General features: G+C 69.2%; 24 protein-coding genes. 9 read left to right on the top strand and 15 right to left on the bottom strand.

The features are described 5' to 3' along the window. The 3 genes from ACZ61C_RS20640 to ACZ61C_RS20630 form a co-directional block, all read right to left on the bottom strand. Positions 1 to 1,089, bottom strand: a complete 1,089-nt coding sequence (locus ACZ61C_RS20640; protein ID WP_465308959.1) for an ABC transporter permease — start codon at positions 1,087 to 1,089, stop codon at positions 1 to 3. Beyond that, positions 1,086 to 2,657, bottom strand: coding sequence for an ABC transporter ATP-binding protein (locus ACZ61C_RS20635; protein WP_465308957.1), 1,572 nt, complete (start codon positions 2,655 to 2,657; stop codon positions 1,086 to 1,088). The genes ACZ61C_RS20640 and ACZ61C_RS20635 overlap by 4 nt, the downstream gene beginning before the upstream one ends. 78 nt (positions 2,658 to 2,735) lie before the next feature. After that, a complete protein-coding gene (locus ACZ61C_RS20630) occupies positions 2,736 to 3,848 on the bottom strand; it encodes a BMP family lipoprotein (RefSeq protein ID WP_465309429.1) in 1,113 nt (370 codons plus the stop codon). Between the two features lie 698 nt (positions 3,849 to 4,546). Between ACZ61C_RS20630 and sdhC the strand changes: the two genes are divergently transcribed. The 4 genes from sdhC to ACZ61C_RS20610 are packed head-to-tail and all read left to right on the top strand — an operon-like array spanning position 4,547 to position 7,951. Then, the gene (gene sdhC / locus ACZ61C_RS20625) at positions 4,547 to 4,990 is read left to right on the top strand and encodes a succinate dehydrogenase, cytochrome b556 subunit (RefSeq protein WP_465308955.1); all 444 of its coding nucleotides are present in this window, start codon (positions 4,547 to 4,549) and stop codon (positions 4,988 to 4,990) included. Between the two features lies 1 nt (position 4,991). Beyond that, positions 4,992 to 5,405 (top strand): succinate dehydrogenase hydrophobic membrane anchor subunit, encoded by a 414-nt coding sequence (locus tag ACZ61C_RS20620; RefSeq protein ID WP_247060758.1) that lies wholly within the window; start codon positions 4,992 to 4,994, stop codon positions 5,403 to 5,405. Between the two features lie 18 nt (positions 5,406 to 5,423). Next, on the top strand, positions 5,424 to 7,178 hold the full coding sequence (sdhA, locus tag ACZ61C_RS20615) for a succinate dehydrogenase flavoprotein subunit (RefSeq protein ID WP_465308952.1): 1,755 nt from the start codon (positions 5,424 to 5,426) through the stop codon (positions 7,176 to 7,178). Then, positions 7,178 to 7,951: a succinate dehydrogenase iron-sulfur subunit gene (locus ACZ61C_RS20610; protein WP_465308950.1), complete on the top strand. Its 774-nt coding sequence runs from the start codon at positions 7,178 to 7,180 to the stop codon at positions 7,949 to 7,951. The genes sdhA and ACZ61C_RS20610 overlap by 1 nt, the downstream gene beginning before the upstream one ends. A 290-nt stretch (positions 7,952 to 8,241) precedes the next feature. Here the strand turns inward: ACZ61C_RS20610 and ACZ61C_RS20605 are convergent, their stop codons facing one another. After that, complete coding sequence (locus tag ACZ61C_RS20605) at positions 8,242 to 9,642, bottom strand: S8 family peptidase (RefSeq protein WP_465308948.1); 1,401 nt, start codon at positions 9,640 to 9,642, stop codon at positions 8,242 to 8,244. 60 nt (positions 9,643 to 9,702) lie between these two features. Next, positions 9,703 to 9,939 (bottom strand): SCO4848 family membrane protein, encoded by a 237-nt coding sequence (locus ACZ61C_RS20600; RefSeq protein ID WP_465308946.1) that lies wholly within the window; start codon positions 9,937 to 9,939, stop codon positions 9,703 to 9,705. Between the two features lie 43 nt (positions 9,940 to 9,982). Between ACZ61C_RS20600 and ACZ61C_RS20595 the strand changes: the two genes are divergently transcribed. Beyond that, a complete protein-coding gene (locus ACZ61C_RS20595; protein ID WP_465308944.1) occupies positions 9,983 to 11,224 on the top strand; it encodes a D-alanyl-D-alanine carboxypeptidase family protein in 1,242 nt (413 codons plus the stop codon). Here ACZ61C_RS20595 and ACZ61C_RS20590 read toward each other — a convergent pair. The 7 genes from ACZ61C_RS20590 to ACZ61C_RS20560 form a co-directional block, all read right to left on the bottom strand. After that, positions 11,221 to 11,667: a winged helix-turn-helix transcriptional regulator gene (locus ACZ61C_RS20590; protein ID WP_465308942.1), complete on the bottom strand. Its 447-nt coding sequence runs from the start codon at positions 11,665 to 11,667 to the stop codon at positions 11,221 to 11,223. The genes ACZ61C_RS20595 and ACZ61C_RS20590 overlap by 4 nt on opposite strands. After that, positions 11,664 to 12,665: an NADP-dependent oxidoreductase gene (locus tag ACZ61C_RS20585; protein ID WP_465308940.1), complete on the bottom strand. Its 1,002-nt coding sequence runs from the start codon at positions 12,663 to 12,665 to the stop codon at positions 11,664 to 11,666. The genes ACZ61C_RS20590 and ACZ61C_RS20585 overlap by 4 nt, the downstream gene beginning before the upstream one ends. Before the next feature lie 8 nt (positions 12,666 to 12,673). After that, a complete protein-coding gene (locus ACZ61C_RS20580) occupies positions 12,674 to 13,780 on the bottom strand; it encodes an acyl-CoA dehydrogenase family protein (RefSeq protein ID WP_465308938.1) in 1,107 nt (368 codons plus the stop codon). A 56-nt stretch (positions 13,781 to 13,836) separates the two neighbouring features. Further along, complete coding sequence (gene yhjD, locus ACZ61C_RS20575; protein ID WP_465308936.1) at positions 13,837 to 14,850, bottom strand: inner membrane protein YhjD; 1,014 nt, start codon at positions 14,848 to 14,850, stop codon at positions 13,837 to 13,839. Positions 14,851 to 14,895: 45 nt separating this feature from the next. Next, on the bottom strand, positions 14,896 to 15,114 hold the full coding sequence (locus ACZ61C_RS20570) for a hypothetical protein (RefSeq protein WP_465308934.1): 219 nt from the start codon (positions 15,112 to 15,114) through the stop codon (positions 14,896 to 14,898). A gap of 262 nt (positions 15,115 to 15,376) precedes the next feature. After that, positions 15,377 to 16,411 carry a tryptophan--tRNA ligase gene (gene trpS / locus ACZ61C_RS20565; RefSeq protein ID WP_465308932.1) on the bottom strand — a complete coding sequence of 345 codons (1,035 nt, stop codon included), beginning with the start codon at positions 16,409 to 16,411 and terminating at the stop codon, positions 15,377 to 15,379. Between the two features lie 46 nt (positions 16,412 to 16,457). Then, on the bottom strand, positions 16,458 to 16,811 hold the full coding sequence (locus ACZ61C_RS20560) for a hypothetical protein (RefSeq protein WP_465308930.1): 354 nt from the start codon (positions 16,809 to 16,811) through the stop codon (positions 16,458 to 16,460). A gap of 467 nt (positions 16,812 to 17,278) precedes the next feature. On the opposite strand from ACZ61C_RS20560, the gene ACZ61C_RS20555 reads away from it, so the two are divergent. Then, entirely contained in the window at positions 17,279 to 17,998 is a 720-nt protein-coding gene (locus ACZ61C_RS20555) for a chitinase (RefSeq protein WP_465308928.1), read from the top strand. A 54-nt stretch (positions 17,999 to 18,052) separates the two neighbouring features. Here the strand turns inward: ACZ61C_RS20555 and ACZ61C_RS20550 are convergent, their stop codons facing one another. Then, positions 18,053 to 18,550: a MarR family winged helix-turn-helix transcriptional regulator gene (locus ACZ61C_RS20550; protein WP_465308926.1), complete on the bottom strand. Its 498-nt coding sequence runs from the start codon at positions 18,548 to 18,550 to the stop codon at positions 18,053 to 18,055. A 65-nt stretch (positions 18,551 to 18,615) separates the two neighbouring features. Here ACZ61C_RS20550 and ACZ61C_RS20545 point away from each other — a divergent pair, with 65 nt between their 5' ends. Continuing rightward, complete coding sequence (locus ACZ61C_RS20545; protein ID WP_465308924.1) at positions 18,616 to 19,089, top strand: cupin domain-containing protein; 474 nt, start codon at positions 18,616 to 18,618, stop codon at positions 19,087 to 19,089. Here the strand turns inward: ACZ61C_RS20545 and ACZ61C_RS20540 are convergent. Further along, complete coding sequence (locus ACZ61C_RS20540) at positions 19,086 to 19,928, bottom strand: exodeoxyribonuclease III (RefSeq protein WP_465308922.1); 843 nt, start codon at positions 19,926 to 19,928, stop codon at positions 19,086 to 19,088. The two genes, ACZ61C_RS20545 and ACZ61C_RS20540, sit on opposite strands and share 4 nt — an antisense overlap. Between ACZ61C_RS20540 and ACZ61C_RS20535 the strand changes: the two genes are divergently transcribed. Next, positions 19,927 to 20,667 carry an MBL fold metallo-hydrolase gene (locus ACZ61C_RS20535; protein WP_465308920.1) on the top strand — a complete coding sequence of 247 codons (741 nt, stop codon included), beginning with the start codon at positions 19,927 to 19,929 and terminating at the stop codon, positions 20,665 to 20,667. The genes ACZ61C_RS20540 and ACZ61C_RS20535 overlap by 2 nt on opposite strands. Before the next feature lie 570 nt (positions 20,668 to 21,237). Continuing rightward, the gene (locus ACZ61C_RS20530) at positions 21,238 to 21,435 is read left to right on the top strand and encodes a hypothetical protein (RefSeq protein ID WP_465308918.1); all 198 of its coding nucleotides are present in this window, start codon (positions 21,238 to 21,240) and stop codon (positions 21,433 to 21,435) included. A gap of 4 nt (positions 21,436 to 21,439) precedes the next feature. Here ACZ61C_RS20530 and ACZ61C_RS20525 read toward each other — a convergent pair whose 3' ends face one another. Then, positions 21,440 to 21,736, bottom strand: coding sequence for an SH3 domain-containing protein (locus tag ACZ61C_RS20525; protein WP_465308916.1), 297 nt, complete (start codon positions 21,734 to 21,736; stop codon positions 21,440 to 21,442). Between the last annotated feature and the right edge of the window lie 68 nt (positions 21,737 to 21,804).

Genomic DNA, 21,804 nt, shown 5'->3' with positions numbered 1-21,804 from the left:
TCAGACGGCACCTCCCCCGGCGACCGAAGCGCTCTTGGCGCCGAGTGCGCGCCCGACTCTGCGTTGTTCGGCCGCGAGGTCCGCGCGCCGCACGATCTCGTACGCCACGACGACCGACAGCACGATGATGCCCTGCATGATCGTCGCGATCTCCTTGGACACGTTGATCTGCTCCAGCGACACCGCGGAGGTGTCGAGGAACGCCCACAGCAGCGCGCCGAGCGCGATGCCGCCGGGGTGGTTGCGGCCCAGCAGCGCGACCGCGATGCCGGTGAAGCCGTACATCTGGGTCGAGGTGATGCCGTAGCTGTAGTCGCGGCCGAGCAGCTCCGGCATCGCGACCAGGCCGGCGACACCGCCGGAGAGCAGCATCGCGATCAGCGTCATCTTCTTGGCGTTGACGCCACCCGCGGCGGCCGCGGTGGTGGACTCGCCGGACGCCTTGAGCTCGAAGCCGAACCGCGTGCGGTTGAGCATGAACCAGTAGGCGGCGCCGATCACGGCCGCGATGAGCACGAACCCGAAGAGCGTGCCCGAGCCGAGCGGGATGCCCGGGATCCGGCCGGACGGCTCGATCACGCGGGTGCCGATGTTGTTGCCCCGCTGCACGCCGAACTGGTCGGCGTTGATGAGGAAGGCGATGATCCCGCCGACGATCGAGTTCAGCATGATCGTCGCGATCACCTCGCTCACCCCGCGGGTGACCTTGAGGATCGCCGGCACGGCCGCGTACGCCGCACCGGCGACGACGGCCACGATGAGGATCACGAGCGTGTGGATCACCGGCGGCAGCTGGAGCGCGCCACCGGCGATGGCGGCGACGACCGCCGCGAACCGGTACTGGCCCTCGACCCCGATGTTGAAGAGGTTCATCTGGAAGCCGATGGCCACCGCGAGCCCGGACAGGTAGTACACGGTCGCGAGGTTCACGGTGTCGACCGCGGTCGAGCCCTTGAACATCTGGCCGATCATGGTGCCGTACGCGTTCAGCGGGTCGGCCCCGGAGATGATCAGCGCGATCGCCGACAGCAGCACGGCGAACACGATCGCCAGCAGCGGTGGCAGCAGCTTGGTGCGCCAGGAGGTCATTCTTCGTCACCCTCTCCGGCGCCGGTCATCGCCGAACCCAGTTCCTGCGGCGTCACGGTGGCGGGGTCGGCCTCGCTGACGAGGCGCCCGCGCAGCATGACGCGGATCGTGTCGGACAGGCCGATGAGCTCGTCGAGGTCGGCCGAGATGAGCAGCACGGCGAGGCCCGCGGCGCGCGCCTGGCGGATGTTCTCCCAGATCAGCGCCTGCGCGCCGACGTCGACCCCGCGCGTCGGGTGCGACGCGATGAGCAGCACCGGCTCGCCGGACAGCTCGCGCCCGACGATCAGCTTCTGCTGGTTGCCGCCCGAGAGCGCCGCGGCCGGGACGTCGATGCCCGGCGTGCGGACGTCGTACTCGCGCACGATCCGCTCGGTGTCCGAGCGGGTGCCCGCGATGTCGAGCAGCTGTCCTTTGGAGACCGGTTCGCGGGTCTGGTACCCGAGCATCCGGTTGACCCACAACGGCTGGGTGAGCAGCAGGCTGTGCCGCGTGCGGTCTTCGGCGATGTAGCCGATGCCCGCTTCGCGCCGGGCCAGCGTGCCGGCCTTCGTGATGTCCCGGACCTTGCCCTCGGCGTCGACCAGCTCGATCGTGCCGCCGGACGGCTTGCGCATGCCCATGATCGTCTCGACGAGCTCGGTCTGGCCGTTGCCTTCGACGCCGGCGACCCCGAGCACCTCGCCCGCGCGGACGGTGAACGTGATGTCGTCGAGCGCGTTGCGGTCGGAGCCCTCGGCGCCGAGCGTCAGCTCGGTCAGCCGCAGCACGGCGCGGTCGGTGACGGTGGACTCGCGGGTCTCCGGGCTGGGCAGCTCGGAGCCGACCATCATCTCCGCGAGCTGGCGCGAGGTGATGGTCTTCGGGTCGGCCGTGCCGACGGTCGTGCCGCGCCGGATCACCGTGACGGTGTCGGCGATCGCGCGGACCTCGTCGAGCTTGTGCGAGATGAAGAGGAAGGTGTAGCCGTCCGCCTTCATCTCCCGGACGGTCGCGAAGAGCGCGTCGACCTCCTGCGGCACGAGCACCGCGGTCGGCTCGTCCAGGATGATGATCTTCGCTCCGCGGTAGAGCACCTTGACGATCTCGACGCGCTGGCGGTCGGCGACCCCGAGCTCTTCGAGCAGCGTGTCCGGCTTGGCGTGCAGGCCGGTCCGCTGCGCGAGCTCGGCGAGCCGGGCGCGGGCCGCGCGGCCGATGCCGTGCAGGCCTTCCGCGCCGAGGAACACGTTCTCGCCGACGGTCAGGTTGTCGGCCAGCATGAAGTGCTGGTGGACCATGCCGATCCCGGCGCGGATGGCGTCCTGCGGGTTGCGCAGCTTCACCTCGTCGCCGTTGATCGCGATCGTGCCCTCGTCCGGCGGCTGCATGCCGTAGAGGATCTTCATCAGGGTGGACTTGCCGGCGCCGTTCTCGCCACAGATGGCGTGCACCTCGCCCGTGGCGACGGTGAGGTTGACGTCGGAGTTGGCCACCACACCCGGGAACCGTTTGGTGATCCCGGTCAGCTGGACGGCGGGCGCGCCCCGGTCGGGGACGGCTTCGGCCGGGGCCTCGGCAGTGCTCATGGGCGGGAGAGTTCCATATCTCGTTAAACACGTCAGGGCTCGGAGGGGAAATCCCTCCGAGCCCCGGCGCGTAGTGAGCTACTTCTGCGGCTTGTCCGAAACGGTGATCGCGCCCGAGATGATCTGGGCCTTGTACCCGTCGAGGACGTCCTTGATGTCGTCGACCTTGCCGCCGGAGGTGGCGTAGCCGACGCCGTCGACCTTGAGGTCGAAGCGCTTCGGCAGCCCGCTCAGGTCCCCCTTGGCGACGGCCTGGATGTAGGAGAACACCGCGACGTCGACCCGCTTGAGCATGGACGTGATGATGACGTCCTTGTCGGCGGCGACCGTCTTCTGGTTGTACTGGTCCGAGTCGACGCCGATGGCCAGCGCGTTGCCCGACTTGGCGGCGTCGAAGACACCCTTACCGGAAGCGCCCGCGGCGTGGTAGATCACGTCCGCGCCCTTGGCGATCTCGGCCTGGGCCTTCGCGTTGCCCTTCGGCGGGTCCTGGAACCCGGAGAAGTCACCGGCCGGCGTGAGGTACTCGTCCTCGATCTTGATCTTCGACGAAACCGTCTTCGCGCCCTGCAGGAAGCCGGCCTCGAACTTCTGGATCAGCGGGGTGTTGACACCGCCGACGAAGCCGACGTGGCAGCTCTTGCTCTTGTACGCGGCGGCGACGCCGGCCAGGAACGAGCCCTGCTCCTCGGCGAAGACCAGCGGCGTCACGTTCGGCAGCGTGATCGAGTCGTCGTCGACGATCGCGAACTTCGTGTTCGGGTACTTCGCGGCGACGGCCTTGACGGAGTCCGCGTAGGCGAAGCCGACCGCGACGATCGGGTTCAGGCCCTGGGTCGCCATCTGCTCGAGGCGCTGCTGCTTGGCCGACTCGGCCTCACTGGCGCTGGCGGTGCTCTCGTTGACCGTCGTCACGCCCAGGTCGGACTTCGCCTTGTCGGTGCCCGCGGCGGCGGCGTCGTTGAACGACGCGTCACCCCGGCCGCCGACGTCGAAGGCCAGGCCGATCTTCAGCTTGCTGCCGTCGACCTTCTCCCCGGCGGCGGCCGAGCTGCTCGCGGCGGCGGGAGCGGCGGGCGGCTTCTGCGCGGTCACGCAGTCCGAGCCACCCGACGAAGGCGCGGCGCTGTTGTTGCTGCTGCCACCGCTCGAGTCCTTGGCGCAGCCGGCCAGGGTGAGCACCCCGGCCATGGCCACGGCGGCCAGCGCGGTTCCACGCGTGCGACGCAACGTGATTCTCCCTCCCCGCTGATCCAGCGGATGGTCAAGGGGCGCGTCCCGGCCCTACTGCCGGGTCGACCGCCAGACCGTACCCAACGGACAGGAATGCGCCATAGGAAAGGCACGCTACGTAACACAAACGTTTACTCACGAGTCGGACGCGCGACCACATGTACACCCAACGTGATCAAAGAGGTCACGGAGTGCCGCTTTCGGCCCAGCCCCGAGCTGCGGGACGGCCGAAATGCCGTTTGATGTGACTCAGTGTGCCAGTCCGACCGAGGGGTGGACCAGTCCGATCACTCTGTGAGACGGCAGGCGAAGCAGGCCCGACGATCCGGCGGCCGAATCGTTCCAGAAGGACAACACTCGATCGGGCGTCCGCCGGGCGGGCGACTCCCCCGCGAACCGCCGCCGTGCGTCCACAGTGGACCCCCTTTGCTGTGACGGCGCACACAACCGCTGTGTGCGCTGGTGTCTGGTCCATCACAGAGAGGAACCCGGAGGTGAGCCGTCCGTCCGGGGCGGGTCTAGCATCCCTTTCATCCACGCTCGATGACCCTTGATCTCGGCATTGCCGCCGTAGTCGTCCCCGGTGGACGACGACGATCAGTGCGGACCTCACCGGTCACCCGGGCACATAGTCAGACGTTGGAGGCCGTTCACCGATGTCCACCACGGCGAGCACTGCCCGCGAGGCAGGAGCGAGCGATCGGGCGGGTGCCTCACGCCGGCAGGGGACCTTCTACCGGGGCGACCCCGGCATGTGGTCCTGGGTGCTGCACCGCATCACCGGCGTGCTCACGTTCTTCTTCCTGTTCGTGCACGTGCTCGACACCGCGCTGGTGCGCGTGTCGCCGAACACCTACGACCAGGTCATCGAGACCTACAAGACCCCGATCGTCAACCTCCTGGAGGTCGGCCTGGTCGGCGCGGTGCTGTTCCACGCCCTCAACGGCATCCGCGTCATGCTGGTCGACTTCTGGTCGAAGGGCCCGAAGCTGCAGAAGGCCATGCTCTGGGTGATCGGCGTGGTCTGGGTCGTCGTGATGGTCCCCGGTGCGTTCTTCATGCTGAAGCGCACCGTCGAAACGCTCTTCGGGGGTAACTGACATGGCCGACCTCGCCCTCGCGAACCCCCGCGCGCCGAAGCGTCCCGCCGCCCGCCGGAGCAACTTCGAGCTCTACAGCTGGCTGTTCATGCGGATCTCCGGCCTCGCGCTGATCATCCTGGTGCTCGGCCACCTGCTGATCATGAACATCCTCGACGGCGGTGTGCACCGGATCAACTGGGGCTTCGTCGCCGGCCGCTGGGCGTCCCCGTTCTGGCAGTTCTGGGACCTGGCGATGCTCTGGCTCGCCGAGATCCACGGCGGCAACGGGCTGCGCACCATCATCGACGACTACGCCCGCAAGGACAGCACGCGGTTCTGGCTGAAGATCCTGCTGTACGTGTCCATGGTCCTGATCCTGGCCGTCGGCACGATGGTGATCTTCACGTTCGACCCGAACATGCCCGCGAACTGAGTCCGGAGACCTCCCACCATGCAGTTCCACAAGTACGACGTGGTGATCGTCGGCGCCGGCGGCGCCGGGATGCGCGCGGCCATCGAGTCCGGCCAGCGCGCCCGCACCGCGGTCCTCACCAAGCTCTACCCGACCCGGTCCCACACCGGCGCGGCCCAGGGCGGCATGTGCGCCGCGCTGGCGAACGTCGAAGAGGACAACTGGGAGTGGCACACCTTCGACACGGTCAAGGGCGGCGACTACCTCGTCGACCAGGACGCCGCGGAGATCATGGCCAAGGAGGCCATCGACGCGGTCCTCGACCTCGAGAAGATGGGCCTGCCGTTCAACCGCACGCCCGAGGGCAAGATCGACCAGCGCCGCTTCGGCGGGCACACGCGTGACCACGGCAAGGCCGCGGTGCGCCGCGCCTGCTACGCCGCGGACCGCACCGGGCACATGATCCTGCAGACGCTCTACCAAAACTGCGTCAAGTACGGCACTGAGTTCTTCAACGAGTTCTACGTGCTCGACCTCGTCACCAGCGAAGACGAGAACGGCAACCCGGTCGCTTCCGGCGTCGTCGCCTACGAGCTCGCCACCGGCGAGCTGCACGTCTTCCAGGCGAAGTCGATCGTGATGGCCACCGGCGGCGCGGGCAAGATCTTCAAGACGACGTCGAACGCGCACACGTTGACGGGTGACGGCCTCGGCATCATCTTCCGCAAGGGCCTGCCGCTGGAGGACATGGAGTTCTTCCAGTTCCACCCGACCGGCCTCGCGGGCCTGGGCATCCTGATCTCCGAAGCCGTCCGCGGCGAGGGCGGGATCCTGCGCAACGCCGACGGCGAGCGGTTCATGGAGCGCTACGCCCCCACCATCAAGGACCTCGCGCCGCGCGACATCGTGGCGCGCTCGATGGTGCAGGAAGTGCTGCAGGGCCGCGGGTGCGGCCCGAACAAGGACTACGTCGTCCTCGACGTCACGCACCTGCCGGTCGAGGTCCTCGAGACCAAGCTGCCGGACATCACCGAGTTCTCGCGCACCTACCTGGGCGTCGACCCGGTGAAGGAGCCGGTGCCGGTGTTCCCGACGTGCCACTACGTGATGGGCGGCATCCCGACCAACATCCACGGCGAGGCGTTGCGGGACAACGAGAACGTCATCCCGGGTCTCTACGCCGCGGGTGAGGTCGCGTGCGTGTCCGTGCACGGCTCGAACCGCCTGGGCACGAACTCGCTGCTGGACATCAACGTGTTCGGCCGCCGCGCCGGCATCGCGGCCGCGGAGTACGCGCTGGCGCACGAGCACGTCGAGCTGCCTTCGGATCCCACCAAGCTGGTGGAAGACCAGCTGGCGGGCCTGCTGTCGGAGCACGGCGACGAGCGCGTCGCCGACATCCGCAAGGAAATGCAGCAGACGATGGACTCGCACGCGTCGGTGTACCGGACCGAGGACACGCTGAAGCAGGCGCTGACCGACATCCAGGCACTGAAGGCGCGGTACCAGCGCATCACCGTGGCGGACAAGGGCAAGCGGTACAACACCGACCTGCTCGAGGCCGTCGAGCTCGGCTTCCTGCTGGAGCTGGCCGAGGTCCTCGTGGTGGGCGCGATCGCCCGCAAGGAGTCCCGCGGCGGCCACGCCCGCGAGGACTACCCGACCCGCGACGACACGAACTTCATGCGGCACACCATGGCCTACAAGCAGGGCACGGGGCTGTCGTCCGACATCCGGCTGGACTACAAGCCGGTCACCTTCACCCGCTACGAGCCGATGGAGCGGAAGTACTGATGACTAGCGTTGCCGAAGCTCCTGCTGCTTCTTCCTCCGAATCGGACCACACCCCGATCACGGTCACGCTAAAGATCCTCCGGTTCAACCCGGAGATCGACAACGAGCCGCACTGGGAGTCCTACGACGTCCCGGCGCAGCGCACGGACCGCCTGCTGAACCTGCTGTTCTACGTCAAGGACTACATCGACGGCACGTTCTCGTTCCGCCGCTCGTGCGCCCACGGCGTGTGCGGTTCGGACGCGATGCAGATCAACGGCATCAACCGCCTGGCGTGCAAGGTCCTGATGAAGGACCTGCTGTCGACGTCCGGCAAGCCGACGGTGATCACGATCGCCCCGATCAAGGGCCTGACGACGTTGAAGGACCTCTACGTCGACATGGATCCGTTCTTCGAGGCGTACCGCGCGATCAAGCCGTACCTGATCACGTACGGGAACGAGCCGACCAGGGAGCGGATCCAGTCGCAGGCGGACCGGGACCGGTTTGACGACACGACGAAGTGCATTCTGTGCGCGTGCTGCACGTCTTCGTGCCCGGTGTACTGGAACGACGGGTCGTACTTCGGCCCGGCGGCGATCGTGAACGCTCACCGGTTCATCTTCGACTCCCGTGATGAGGGGGCGGAGGAGCGGCTGGACATCCTGAATGACGGTGAGGGCGTTTGGCGCTGCCGGACGACGTTCAACTGCACTGATGCGTGTCCGCGCGGGATCCAGGTGACGAAGGCGATCCAGGAAGTGAAGCGGGCGCTGCTGTTCAAGCGCGTCTGAGTTTTCGCAATACCGAAAAGGGCCCTCCGCCGGAGGGCCCTTTTCGGTAAGCAACCGGCGGCCGGCAACGCAAGAAGACCACGACGTCACCAGACCTCCCCCGCAGCTTCTGCCCGTGGCAAAAGCAAAAGCAAAACTGTCCTCGCCGGACGGGCAGGCTCTGGGATGACCGGCCGTCTCGCTGTCCTCTCACTTTTGCGAGGTGGGCCGCTGGGTGGTCATCCCGTCGCCTGCGCGAGGCCTATCACTTTGACGGCCTCAGGCGACGGGATGACCACCTGCTCCTTGTCTTACTTCACCGCGTCCAGGGCGTTGACCAGGCCGTGGCCGTAGTACGAGTTGTTCTTCGCCGGGCCTGTGCACGCCGTCTCCGTGGCCGTGCACTTCACCGGGTCCGCTTCACCCGTCAGAACCTTTGCCAGCAGCTGGGGCGGGAGCCAGCGGAACTTCGACGCGATCAGCGCTGCCACTCCCGCCGCGTGCGGGGAGGCCATCGACGTTCCGCACTTCGAGCCGTACAGACCGCCGAACACCGTTGTCGACAGCGGGCAAGCCGGGCCCTCGCCGGACGGCGGTGTCTGGACGAAGTCGCCGCCCGGCGCCGTTACGTCGATCTCTCCGTAGTTGCTGAACGACGACTTCGTGCCCGCGTACCCCACCGACGACACCGTCACGACGCCGTCGATCGCCTTCGGGAGGATGCCGCACGACTTGTCCACCGGGTGCGGGCGGTTCGGGTCCGTTGTCTGGGACGTCGTGTCGAAGCCCGAGTTGCCCGCCGCCGAGACGTTCAACACCCCGTGGCGCGTCGAGAACTCGATTGCGCGGCGGACCGCCTCGAACGCTGCCGCGTCGCCGGGCTCGCGGGAGCAGAAGAACATGCCCGGGTCGATGTAGTAACTGTTGTTCGTCACCGGGAAGCCGTGCTTCGCCGCCCACACGAACCCGCAGACCGCCGACTCCGGGAAAATGTACCCGTCGTCGTTGACCACCTTGACCGACGCCAAACGCACTCCCGGCGCGATGCCCGTGAAGCCCGCCGCCGGGTCCTTGCCCGCGATCGTGCCCGCCACGTGCGTTCCGTGGTCCGACGTCGTCGGGGCCCACGACGCCGGGGACGTGTCCGCGGCACCCGTGATGCAGCCGGCCGATTCGGAAGGCGAAACGGCGGCCTTGAGCGCCGGGTGCGTCGCGTCGATGCCCGAGTCGAGCACGCCGACCGTCACCGAACGGCTGCCCTGGTACTTCTTGTTCGCTTCGGGCGCGTGGATCGCCTTCATGTCCCACTGCTGAGCGGACAGGTCACCGGCGGCGGCAACCGACTGCGTGTCCTCCAGCGTCCGGACCGCGCCCAGCGAGCGAGCCGAGGCCGCAGCACCCTGAGAAGCCACGTCGCGACCGCCCGAATACGCCCGGTAGACGCCGATCTTCTGCTGGAAGTCCGCGTTGCGCGAACTGGCGATCGCCACGCCGATCTCGCCGTAGTACGCCACCTTCGTGCCGCACTTGGCCGCCAGCTCCTTGTCGACGGCCGATGCGCGCGTGCCCGGCTGGTACGTGACCACGTACGTGTACGGCGTGCTCGTCGTGTCACACGCGACTGGTGCGGCCTCGGCGGCCGGGGCCGCGGCGAACAGGCCGCCCCCGACGGCCAGCACGAGCGGGGCCGCCATTCGGCGTAAACGGGACATTCCACCTCCAGAGTCGGTGTCAACCTAAACCGGCCCCGGGGACCGCGCCACCGACCAAAGTCAGGAGGCGACGCGGGAAGCGCGCAGCGCCCGCCAGCCCAGCACCCCGATGATCGTGCCCAGCACGAACGACACCACCGTCAGCACGGCGTGCACGATGAAGTACGCCGTCGGCGAGCCGTCGGGGGTCCAGGACTGGTCGCTCGCCCACAGGTTCTTGGCGAACGTGATCCAGATGATCCACGACCACACGCCGAAGGCCAGCAGGAACAGCGAGGTCCGTCGGGAAATGCGCATGCCCCTGAGTATGCGACGCGGGCTGCGGCGCTAGATTGCGTGGGTGCACTCCGCTGTCTCCCGGTCGCTCAAGGTCTTCACGACGACGCTCGCCGCCGCCCTCCTGGCCCTGAGCACCCCGGCCCTGGCAGCCGCGGCGCCGCAGCAGGGTCAGTGCGCGAACCGCCAGGCGCCCCCGCCCGCGGTCGACACTTCGGAGAAGCCCGCGCCGGGCCGGCAGGCCCCGCCCGCGCTGGCCGTGCCGTCGGACCCGGTCGGTGGCCCGCGGATGGCCGAGTGCGGCCTGATCACCCCGGACGGCGCGCTCAACCCGCCGGACGGCAACACCGCGGCGTCGTGGGTGGTGCAGGACCTCGACACCGGCGCGGTTGTCGCGGCGAAGGACCCGCACGCCCGGCAGCGGCCGGCGTCGCTGATCAAGACGCTGCTCGCGCTGGTCGTCGTCACCCAGCTCGACCCGCAGCAGGTGGTCGTCGCGACGAAGGAGGACGCCGAGCAGGAGTGCACCTGCGTCGGCCTCGTCGCCGGCGGCAGCTACACCGTCGACCAGCTGCTGCACGGCCTGCTGATGCACTCGGGCAACGACGTCGCGCACGCGTTCGCCACGGTGCTCGGCGGGGTCGACACCACGGTGTCGAAGATGAACGCGCTCGCCGCCCGCATCGGCGCGCTCGACACGCGGGCCGCGACGCCGTCGGGGCTGGACGGGCCGGGCATGTCGACCTCGGCCTACGACCTCAGCCTGATCTTCCACTACGCGATGAAGCAGCCGGAGTTCGCGAAGACCGTCTCGACGAAGAACTTCGAGATCCCGCCGACCGGCGGCAAACCGGCCATCCCGGTCTTCAACGACAACAAGCTGCTCGGCGTCTACCCCGGCTTCCTCGGCGGCAAGACCGGCTTCACCGACGACGCCCGCCACACCTACGTCGGCGCGGCGCAGCAGCGGGGCAAGCGGCTCGCGGTCGTCATGCTGCGCGCCGAGCAGAAGCCGACGAAGGTCGTCGACCAGGCGGCGAAGCTGCTCGACTACGGCTTCGCGCTGGAAGCCGACCGCGCCCAGCCCGTCGGCAAGATCACCTACCAGGCGCCGGCCGCGACCGACACGACCGGCAGCACCCCGACCGTGCTGCCCGACGGAAGTGTCAGCAGCGGGACGTCCACCGCCGCGGCCGCCAAGGAAGACCCGTTCGGCGTCACCGGCTGGATCATCACGCTGGTCGTGTTCCTCATCATCGTCGGCGGGTTCGTGGTCGGGCACCAGCGCCGGAAGGCCGCGAACTAGCGGAACCCGGGGCCCGGCTCCGGGGTCACCTTGTCCGTGGTGATCGCGCCGCCGCAGTGTCCACACGCGACATACGTGTCGGCGAGCTCGCCGCAGTCGTGGTGCCGCAACAGGATCGGCGGTCCCTCCGGCCCGGATAGGTGCTTGTCACCCCACTGCATGAGCGTGACGACGGCGCCGAAGAGGTCCCGCCCGGCCTGCGTCAGCTGGTATTCGGGCCGGTCCGGCGCCACCTCGACGCGGTCGAGCACCCCCGCGTCGACGAGCGTCTTCAACCGCGCCGAGAGCGTCGGGCGCGGGATCGACAGGTTGCGCGCGAACTCGCCGTAGCGCCGCACGCCGAAGAACGTCTCGCGCAGGATGAGCAGGCTCCACCGCTCGCCGACCAGGTCGAGGGCCCGGCCGACCGAGTCCGCCGTGAACCGGTGCCGCAGGTCGGTCACAGCGCCAGCACCAGCTTGCCGGTGTTCTCGCCGCGGAACAGCTTGAGCAGCGTCTCCGGGAACTTCGTGATGCCGCCCTCGACGACCTCTTCGCGGGTCTTCAGCCGGCCGTCACGCACCCAGCCCGCCAGCGCTTCGACCGCTTCCGGGTAGCGGTCGGCGTAGTCGGAGAAGACGAACCCGGTCATGGACGCGCGGTGCACCAGCAGCTGCATGTAGTTGGCCGGGCCGCGTGGCCCTTCGGTGCTGTTGTACTGGGAAACCGCGCCGCTGAGCACGATCCGGGCGCCGCGGGCGAGCCGGGACAGCGCCGCTTCCAGGACGTCACCGCCGACGTTGTCGAAGAAGACGTCGATGCCGTCCGGCGCGTGGTCCTTGAGGTCGGCGCGGAGCTTTCCGGCGCGGTGGTCGACGGCGGCGTCGAAGCCGTACTCCTCGACCAGCGTCCGGCACTTCTCCGGCCCGCCGGCGATGCCGACGACGCGGCAGCCGTGGATCTTCGCGAGCTGGCCCACGACGATGCCGACCGACCCGGCCGCCGCGGACACGGCGACGGTCTGGCCCGGCTCCGGCCGGCCGACGTCGAACAGCCCGAAGTAGGCGGTGATCCCGCTGATCCCGAGCGTGCCGAGGAAAACCGGCGCCGGGGCGAGCGAGGTGTGGACGACCTGGACGTCCTTGCCGTCCGAAACCGCGTAGTTCTGGACGCCGAAGGTGCCGAAGACGTCCTGACCGGCTTCGAACCCGGGGTGACGCGACTCGACGACCCGGCCGATCCCGCCGGCGCGCATGACCTCGCCGATCCCGACCGGCGGCACGTACGACCGGCCCGCGTTCATCCAGGTGCGCATCGCCGGGTCCAGCGAGAGGTACTTGACCTCGACCAGGAGCTCCCCCTCCCCCGGCGACGGGACGGTTTCCTCGGTGTACTGCCAGTTTTCGTCCGTCGGCAGGCCGGACGGCCGGGCGGCGAGGCGGTACTGGGCGTTGACGGGCACGGGGCTCCTCAGAACTGTTCGGTGCGGGCCGGGACGCCCAGCAGCAGCTTGCCGGACAGCTCGAAGCTGGCCGGGTTGACCTGGAAGTGCGCGGTCGCCGTGTGCGCGTCGCGGAAGCGGCGCTGCAGGGGTGACGTCTCGTAGATCGCCGCTCCGCCGGCGAGGTCGTACAAACTGTCGGCGACCTTCGCGGCGGTGCGCGTCGCGTGCGTGGCGGCCAGCCGCAGGCCGAGCTTGAGCTGGTCGGACACCGGTTCGGCGCCCTGCGCGGCCTGCCAGGCGTCGTCGATGCTGGTGTAGAAGAGCAGCCGCGCCGCGCGCAAGGCGGCTTCTGCTTCCGCGACGGCGGCCTGGGTCTGCGACCGCTCGGCCAGCGACCGGCTGGAGCCGAGCGGCTTGCGGGTCGAGGCCAGCTCGACGAGGTCGTCGAGCGCGCCGCGCGCGTTGCCCATCGCGGCCGCGGCGACGGACAGCGCGAAGTACCCGAAGAGCGGGAACCGGTGCAGCGCAACGGCTTCCTCGGGCGGCCCGCCCATGACCGAGAAGACGCGGTGCCCGGGAACGAACAGGGTGTCGGCGACGCAGTCGTGGCTGCCGGTGCCGCGCAGGCCGGTGGTGTGCCAGGTGTCGAGGACTTCGATCTCGGCCTTCGGCAACGCGGCGACGTACAGCTCGCTCTCGTGGACGAACCCGGCGAAAAGCCAGTCGCAGTGCGGGATGCCGCTGCAGAACGGCCAGCGCCCGGAGACGACGTAACCGCCGTCTGTTTTTCGGCCGGTTCCGCGCGGCGCCCAGACCCCGGCGGCGACGGTCTTCGGATCGCCGAACACCTCCTCGGCGCACTTCCGCGGGGCGTAGGCGGAGAGCAGGCTGCTCGTCACGGCGATCGAGACGCACCAGCCGGCCGACGCGTCCCCGCGGGCGACCGTCTCCGCGGTCTCGAGGCTGAGCGCGGGTGATGCTTCCGGGCCGCCGAGATAGCCGGGGACGCCGCTGCGCAGGAGCTGGGCGTCGGTCAGCTTCGTGACGAGCTCGGCGGGCAGGGCGCGCTGCTGCTCGGTGACGGGCGCGAGCGTCTTGGCGAGCGTGGCGCACTCGCGGGCGGCGTCCAGCATGAAACCTCCGGTTCAGATTTCTTACCGGTTCAGTTTCTTTACCGACCACGTGGTTGTCAAGGCTTGCGGCGGCCACCCAGCCACGCGAGCAGCGCGCCGGCGCTGAACGCCCCGGCGACGGCCCCGACACCGGGCCCGCGCCGCACGGTGACGTTCTGCTCGAGCCGCACCGGCGGTGGAGGCACGACGACCTTGCGCTCGTTTTCCTTGGCCGTCGCGGTCCAGGCTGTGATGAGCAGAAGGAAGCGCGAGACGAGGTTCGCGAAGACGAGCAGACCGATGACCGGCCCGAACAGCGCGGCCGACGGCGACTTCGTCACGCTGGCCAGGTAGATCGACCCGACCTGCTGCAGGATGACAAACCCGACGGCGGCGACCACGGCGCCCTTGACGGCACTGCGCAGCGCGACGTGCTCCCGAGGCAGCCGCGCGATCACCCAGAGGAAGACGAGGGTGTTGGCGACCAGGCCGAGCACGATCGTGGCCACCCGCAGCAGGTAGATCGCCCAGGTCTGGTCGGCGAGCCCGACGAGTTCGAGCAGGAACTGCCCGACGCCACCGCCGACCGCGGTCAGCGCGAAGGAGACGATGAGCGCAACCCCGAGCCCGACGAGCGCGACGAGATCCTTGAGCGTCTGCTTGACCACCGGCTGCGGCTGTTTTTCCTGGCCCCACTGCGCGGTGAGCGCGTCGCGGAGGTTCGACATCCAGCCGATGCCGGAGTAGAGGGCGATGAGCAGCCCGAAGATCCCGATGCCACCCCCGGAGTCGAGCGCGCCCTTGACGATGCCGTTGACGAGCTCCTGCAGGCCTTCCGGCACGGAACCGTTGATGCCGTCGGTGATCTTCTTGATGATCGCCTGGTCGTGGTTGACCACCAGCCCGACCACGGCGAAGGCGACCATGAAGAGCGGGAAGACGGAGAGCACGCTGAAGTAGGTGATGGCGGCGGCGTAGTGGTTGCCGTACCGCTCGGTGAAGGCCTCGTTCGCCCGGATCAGGTGATCGAGCCACGGGTACTTCCGCCGCAGCCGCGGCAGGAGCTTTTCCTTCGTTTCTTCGTTCGCCACTGTGAAACGCTAACCACGCCGGGTGACTCCCGCAACGCGAGCGGCTCACGTGAGGGAGGCGAGCAACTCCGCGTAAGCGTCTTCGTCGCGCAGGATCACCGCCTGGGGGCGCGTCGCCGCGTACTCGGCTACTCGGTCGTACGCCGCTGTCAGGTCTTTCTCCGTAAGCGGCTGGGCCGTCTCGACCTCCGACGAACCGCGCCGAGCGAAACGGCGGCGAGTCTCCGCGACGCCGGGCAGGAGCACGATCTCGTGGAAGCTCACGCTGGTTTCGACGGCCAGGGCTTCGAGGCGCTCGGTGAACCCCGGACGGGGCCTGCAGCTGCGTCCCGACCAGGGCCCGCAGGGTTCTCCACAGCCTCCGGCACTTGTGGACAACCGGGCTTGCACCGGCCCCGAAACCGCCGATTGTCGGCAGGCACCGATAAACTGGACAAGGGCAGCCCCCAAGGAGAGGGCGGGGGTGGGCCCCGGGCGGACAGAGTCGACTACACCCCGCCCGACCCGCCGTGCAGCAGGACCAGCTTCACCGTGCCGGCGGCAGGAACCCGATTCGCTGGTACGTCTTGGCCAGCGTCCTCGACGCCACCTCGCGGGCGCGCTCGGCGCCCGCCGCCAGCACCTTGTCCAGCTCGGCCACGTCGTCCAAATAGGACTTGACCCGGTCCTGGATCGGCGTCACCCATTCGACGAACACCTCGCCGAGGTCCTTCTTCAGGTCGCCGTAGCCCTTGCCTTCGTACGCCGCTTCGAGGTCCGGGATCGTCCGCTCGGTCAGGGCCGAGTAGATCGTCAGCAGGTTCGAGACGCCCGCCTTGTTCTCGGCGTCGAACACCACCTCGCGGCCGGTGTCGGTGACCGCCGAGCGGATCTTCTTCGCCGAGCGCTTCGGGTCTTCGAGCAGCTCCACCAGGCCGTTCGCCGTGGAGGCCGACTTGCTCATCTTGCTCGTCGGGTCCTGCAGGTCGTAGATCTTCGCCGTGTCCTTGATGATGTACGGCTCGGGCACCACGAACGTCTTGCCCAGCCGGTTGTTGAAGCGCTGCGCGAGGTCGCGCGTCAGCTCCAGGTGCTGGCGCTGGTCCTCGCCGACCGGGACCGCGTCGGCCTGGTAGAGCAGGATGTCCGCGGCCTGCAGGATCGGGTACGTGAACAGCCCGACGCTGGAGCGGTCCGAACCCTGCTTCGCGGACTTGTCCTTGAACTGCGTCATCCGGCCGGCCTCGCCGAAGCCGGTCTGGCACTCCAGGACCCAGCTCAGCTGCGCGTGCTCCGGCACGTGGCTCTGCACGAACAGCGCGCTGCGGCCCGGGTCGATGCCGATGGCCAGCAGCTGCGCGGCCGAGACGCGGGTGCGCTGCCGCAGCACCTTCGGGTCCTGCTCGACCGTGATGGCGTGCAGGTCGACCACGCAGTAGAACGTCTCGTGCGTGTCCTGCATCCGCACCCACTGGCGCAGCGCGCCGAGGTAGTTGCCGAGGTGGAACGAGTCGGCGGTCGGCTGGATCCCGGACAGGACCCGCGGGCGGCGCTCTGCTGCGACGGTCTGCTCTTCGGACACGTCAGGATTCTTTCAGGCCGGGACGCGCGACGGGCGCCGAGGGCCCTCAGGCGTGCGGGCGCTGGGTGAGGAACGGGCGCGTCGGCGTCGCATCCGGCTCGCCGAGGACGGCTTCGGCCATCGCGGTGACCGGGCCGGGGGCTTCCGGCACGGCCGGGGCGGCCTCGGCGACGCGGGCCTTGCGGCGCTGGCGCAGCACACCCAGCGTCATGCCGACGATGCCGAGCGCGACGGCGACCAGCCCGACCGGGCCGAGCACGCCGAAGCTCTCGGTGTTGGTGTCCGCCTGGGCGGTCGTCGTGACGTCGGCGAACGCGGTCGCTCCGCCGGCCAGGAGCAGGCCGGCCGGGACCAGCGCGACCACGACGGCCGCGCGGAACCCGCGCAGCGTGGACCGCATCAGGGTTTGACCTGGGTTGCGCACCGGAGTGCCTCCCGCGAGTGACGAGCGCAGTGTATTCACCCAAAGCCTCACCCATTGGAGTGAGACGCTGCGTGCTACTGGTCAAAAAACTACCGAGCGTGTCAAGACCTGTCGGTACCGATCGATTCGGGGGCCGAGACTAGCCCCCAACCGAGAACACGATCCGGGCACCCCCATGGTTCAGCCCGCCACCCGAGTGGGTGTTGCGGAAGGCGGAACGCTCATACCCAAAGTAGAGAGTGACCGATTCGTGTCCGGCTGTTTGTCACCCGTTCATCGTAAGATCGCTTCACCCTCTGCCGTTTGGTGCAGTTACCGCTGGTCCGATCGCGTCGTCTTATTCGGAAAACTATTAACTCGATAGTGATTGGTCTATACCTCTTGGAGTAGCCCATTCGGCTCGGTCGGACCGCGCACGACCGGCGTGACCAAGAGGAGTCTGAATGTCGATCCCCCGGTTCTTGAAGCGCGTCGGAGTCGCGGTGACCGCGCTGGCGGCCGTCGCCGGCGCCCTCGTGCTCCCCGCCGCGACCGCGTCCGCGGCGTCCTTCGTCGTCAGCGAAGACCAGTTCAACCAGATCTTCCCGAGCCGCAACAGCTTCTACAGCTACAGCGGGCTGACGGCGGCCCTCGACGCGTACCCCGGCTTCGCCAACACCGGCGACGACACCGTGAAGAAGCAGGAAGCGGCGGCGTTCCTGGCCAACGTCAACCACGAGACCGGCGGTCTCGTCTACATCGTCGAGCAGAACACCGCGAACTACCCGCACTACTGCGACGCGAGCCAGTCCTACGGCTGCCCGGCCGGCCAGGCCGCGTACTACGGGCGCGGGCCGATCCAGCTCAGCTGGAACTTCAACTACAAGGCCGCCGGCGACAACCTCGGCATCGACCTGCTCAACAACCCGTACCTGGTCGAGCAGGACTCGGCCGTCGCGTGGAAGACCGGGCTCTGGTACTGGAACACCCAGACCGGCCCGGGCACGATGACGCCGCACGACGCGATGGTGAACCAGCGCGGCTTCGGCGAGACCATCCGCAGCATCAACGGCTCCATCGAGTGCAACGGCGGCAACCCCGCCCAGGTGCAGAGCCGGATCGACAAGTACACGCAGATCACCGGGATCCTCGGGGTGCCGACGGGCGCCAACCTGTCCTGCTGAGCCAGACGCGGCGAGAAGGGCCTTCCCGGCTTCCGGGGAGGCCCTTCTTGCACCTCATGGCGTGTCGTACTCGCGGAGCAGCTTGCGCAGGACGTCGTCGAGCAGGCCGAGCTCCTTGGCGCGCAAGGAAGACAGCAGCTCGGTGACGTTCGCCGTGTGCTCGGTCATCGCCGCGTCGACCACCTCGAAACCCTGGTCCGTCAAGCGGATGTGGAAGCTGCGGCGGTCGTTCGGGTCGAGCGTGCGCTCGACGAACCCGGCGTTCTCCAGCCGGTCGAGACGGCTGGTCATGCCGGCGCGGGACATCATCAGCGTCGCCGACAGCTCGGACGGGATCAGCGTGTACGGCGGCCCCGAGCGGCGCAGCGCGGCCAGGACGTCGAACTCCCCGCGTTGCAGGCCGAACTTGCCGAAGACGCGCTCCTGGGCGGGCCCGAGCACCAGGCTCAGCCGCCCGAGCCGGCCGGCCACGCCGATGGCGGTCAGATCGAGGTCGGGGCGTTCACGGGCCCAGGCCGACACCACGGCGTCGACGGCGTCTTCGTCAGTCACCCCGGCAGTCTATTCGATGCCGGATAGTTTGACAGCGAACTATAAGCCGTGGAACCATCTCGGGCATGACCACTTTGCTGGTGCGCAACGACGAAGCCGAGCAGCTCGGCTCGACCCCCGACACGATGACCCTGCTCGCCGACGTCTCCCAGACCGGCGGCCACCTGAGCACGAACCGCGCCTGCCTGGGCCGCGGGCACGACGGTGCGACACCGCATTTCCACACGTCGTCGGCGGAGATGTTCTTCATGCTCGACGGCGAGCTGGACGTGCTGAACGGCGAGGAGATCGTGACGGTGAGAACCGGCGACATGCTGTTCGTGCCGCCGCACACGACCCACGCCTTCGGCGCGACGTCGCGGTCGGGCGCGGACGTGCTGATCGTGTTCACACCCGGCGTCGAGCGCTTCGAGTACTTCCGGATGATCGACCGGATCCGGCGCGGCGAGGCGTCGCCGGCGGAGATCCTGGCGACGCAGGACCGGTTCGACAACCACTTCGTGGACAGCGCGGCCTGGCGCGCCGCCCGCGCGGCCTAGATATCGTAGGTGGCGGTGACCGGCGCGTGGTCGGACCAGCGCTGGTCGTAGGCGGCGGCGCGCTCGACCACGACGTCGACGACCTTCTCGGCGAGGCCGGGGGTCGCGAGCTGGCAGTCGATGCGCCAGCCGGAGTCGTTGTCGAAGGCCTGACCGCGGTAGGACCACCAGGTGTAGGGGCCGGGGCCTTCGGGGTCGAGGCGGCGCTGGACGTCCGTGAAGCCCGCTTCGGTGTAGACGCGGCCGAGCCACTCGCGCTCTTCGGGCAGGAAGCCGGAGTTCTTGCGGTTGCCGCGCCAGTTCTTGAGGTCGGCGTTGTCGTAGGCGATGTTCCAGTCCCCGACCACGACGACCTCACGGCCGGCCGCGGCGGCCTTCGCCCGCAGCTCGACGAGGTAAGGCAGGAACGCGGCCATGAAGCGTTCCTTTTCGTCCTGCCGTTCGGTGCCGACGTCACCGCTGGGCAGGTAGAGGCTTGCCACGACGACGTTCGGCAGGTGGACTTCGAGGTAGCGCCCGCTGTCTTCGAACTCGGGCTCGCCGAAGCCGATCCGGACCTCTTCGGGCTCGACTCGGCTGTAGACGGCGACCCCGTTGCGGCCCTTGACGGCGCTCGGGGCGTGCACCGCGAACCAGCCTTCGGGAGCGACGACGTCGTCGGGAAGCTGCTCCGCCGTGGCGCGCACTTCCTGACAGCAGACGACGTCCGCCTTCGTGGCGGTGAGCCACTCGACGAAGCCCTTCTTGGCGGCGGCGCGGAGGCCGTTGACGTTCACGGTGGAGACGGTCAGCACGCGGGCCACGCTACCCGGTGGCCGCTCTGCCAGACTGCCGGGCATGGGTGAGCTGACGGTCCTCGGCAGTTGCGGCGCGTTCCCGGAGCCCGGGCGCGCGTGCGCCGGGTTCCTGTTGTCGCACAACGGGTTCCGCGTCGTCCTCGACCTCGGGTACGGCGCGGCGTCGCGCCTGTTCGCGCACGGGCTGCCCGACGCCGTGGTGGTGACGCACGAGCACCCCGACCACTGCGCGGACGTGAGCGCGCTCGGGCGCGCCTGGTACTACACGGTCCAGGAGCCCTCGCGCGACCGGCCGCGACTGCCGTTGCACTGCACGCCCGGCACCGTCCGGCGGCTGGCCGCGATGGAGCCGCGGCCGCACCCGACGGAGGTGTTCGAGGTGCACGACCTCGGCTCACCGGCCGACGTCGGGCCGTTCCGGCTCACGGCGTACTCGCTGCCGCACTTCGTGCCGAACTTCGGCGTGCGCCTGAGCGCGCCTGGGCTCACGGTGGCGTACACGGGCGACACCGGGCCATCCCCGGCACTGGCCGAGCTGGGCCGCGACGCCGACCTGGTCATCTGCGACGCCACCCTCCGCACCCCACCGGCGGAGGGCGAGCCGCGGTTCCTGATGACTGCCGCAGAGGCGGGCGAGTGGGCGGAGCGTGCCGGCGCGCGCCGGCTCGTGCTGACCCACTTCTGGCCGGGAACCGACCGGGCCGCGGCTGCCGCCGAGGCGCGTGCCGAGTTCGGCGGTGAGGTGCTGGTCGCGGAAGAGGACCTCACGGTCGCGCTCTGACGGCCGGGTGGTGCGGGTTGCAGCTGCCCTGGCACGGCATGCTCCCGCTCGGGCACCGCTGGGAAGCTCGCTCCCGCAGCCGACCTCGACCTGTCGGCTGCCGTGCGCGGCGTACCCGGTGCTCGACCAGGCCGTCAGCTCCTCGGCGACCGGCGGAACTTCGCAGCGCTGATGCCGAGCCCGCGCGCCGACGAGTCCCCTCGGCCGCGATGGTGCCGCCCGTACCCTGGCCAAGCGCCGAGAATCCCTCGGCTCGCCCGCCCGCTCTCCGGCAGACCGAAGGAATCTCGCCGCCGCGCTCCGACCCCCGTCCGAGCGCGGTCCCCGGGCTCCACTCCTCCGGCCGCCGCCAAGCCGCACACCCTCAGGCCCTCGCGCCCGCGGAACTCCCCCTGGAGACCCCGCGGACACTTCGCCTCAGCCCGTGCCGCATTCAGTTGTCGCCCACCCCAGGACGTCCACACACCTCCGCTCACCTGCGTTTTCCGACGCACCAAGTTCTATCAGCGACCACCGACAAAAAAGCCGCCTCGACGCCTCACCCTCGCCAAGGTCGCCGCACGCGCCGGAGTGGCCGCGCCGTCGCGGGCCACTGGCTCGGCCGAGAAGCTGCTCGGCCTCGTCGTGCACCGCGCCGACCTGCCGATCCTGCCCGGCAACGCGGGCGACCTGCCGACGTTCGGCTTCGGGCTCTGGCGGCTGCCCGACTGGCGCAAGGCCGCGGCGTTCGGCGTGGTCACGCTCGCGGCCGACCTCCTCGGCGTGTGACGGCTCAGCAGGTGGAGCCCGCGACGGGCTGGGTGAACGCGGCCGCCACCCACTTGTCGTCGGCGACCTTGCGGAAGCCGTTCTGGACACCCGGGAGCGCGTCGAACGAAGCGTCGCGCAGGTACTTGCCGACGACCTTCGCGTTGCCGTCGGCCGTCTCGCGGGCGTTGAGGACGTCCGCGGTCACGGTCACCTTGCAGCCGGTCGCCGAAGCTCCCGAAGCCTGCTTGTCCGTGTTCATCACGTAGACGATGACGACCAGGACGATGGCGCCCAAGATGAGCAGAGTCTTCTTCGACATGCCTTCCTCCAACCGCGTGGCCCCGTCCCGCTCCCAAGGGTAGGCAATCCTTTACCCGGTCGGACAGC

The organism is Amycolatopsis sp. NPDC104587 (genome assembly GCF_055583645.1).
This window is presented reverse-complemented; position numbering and strand designations above follow the sequence as displayed.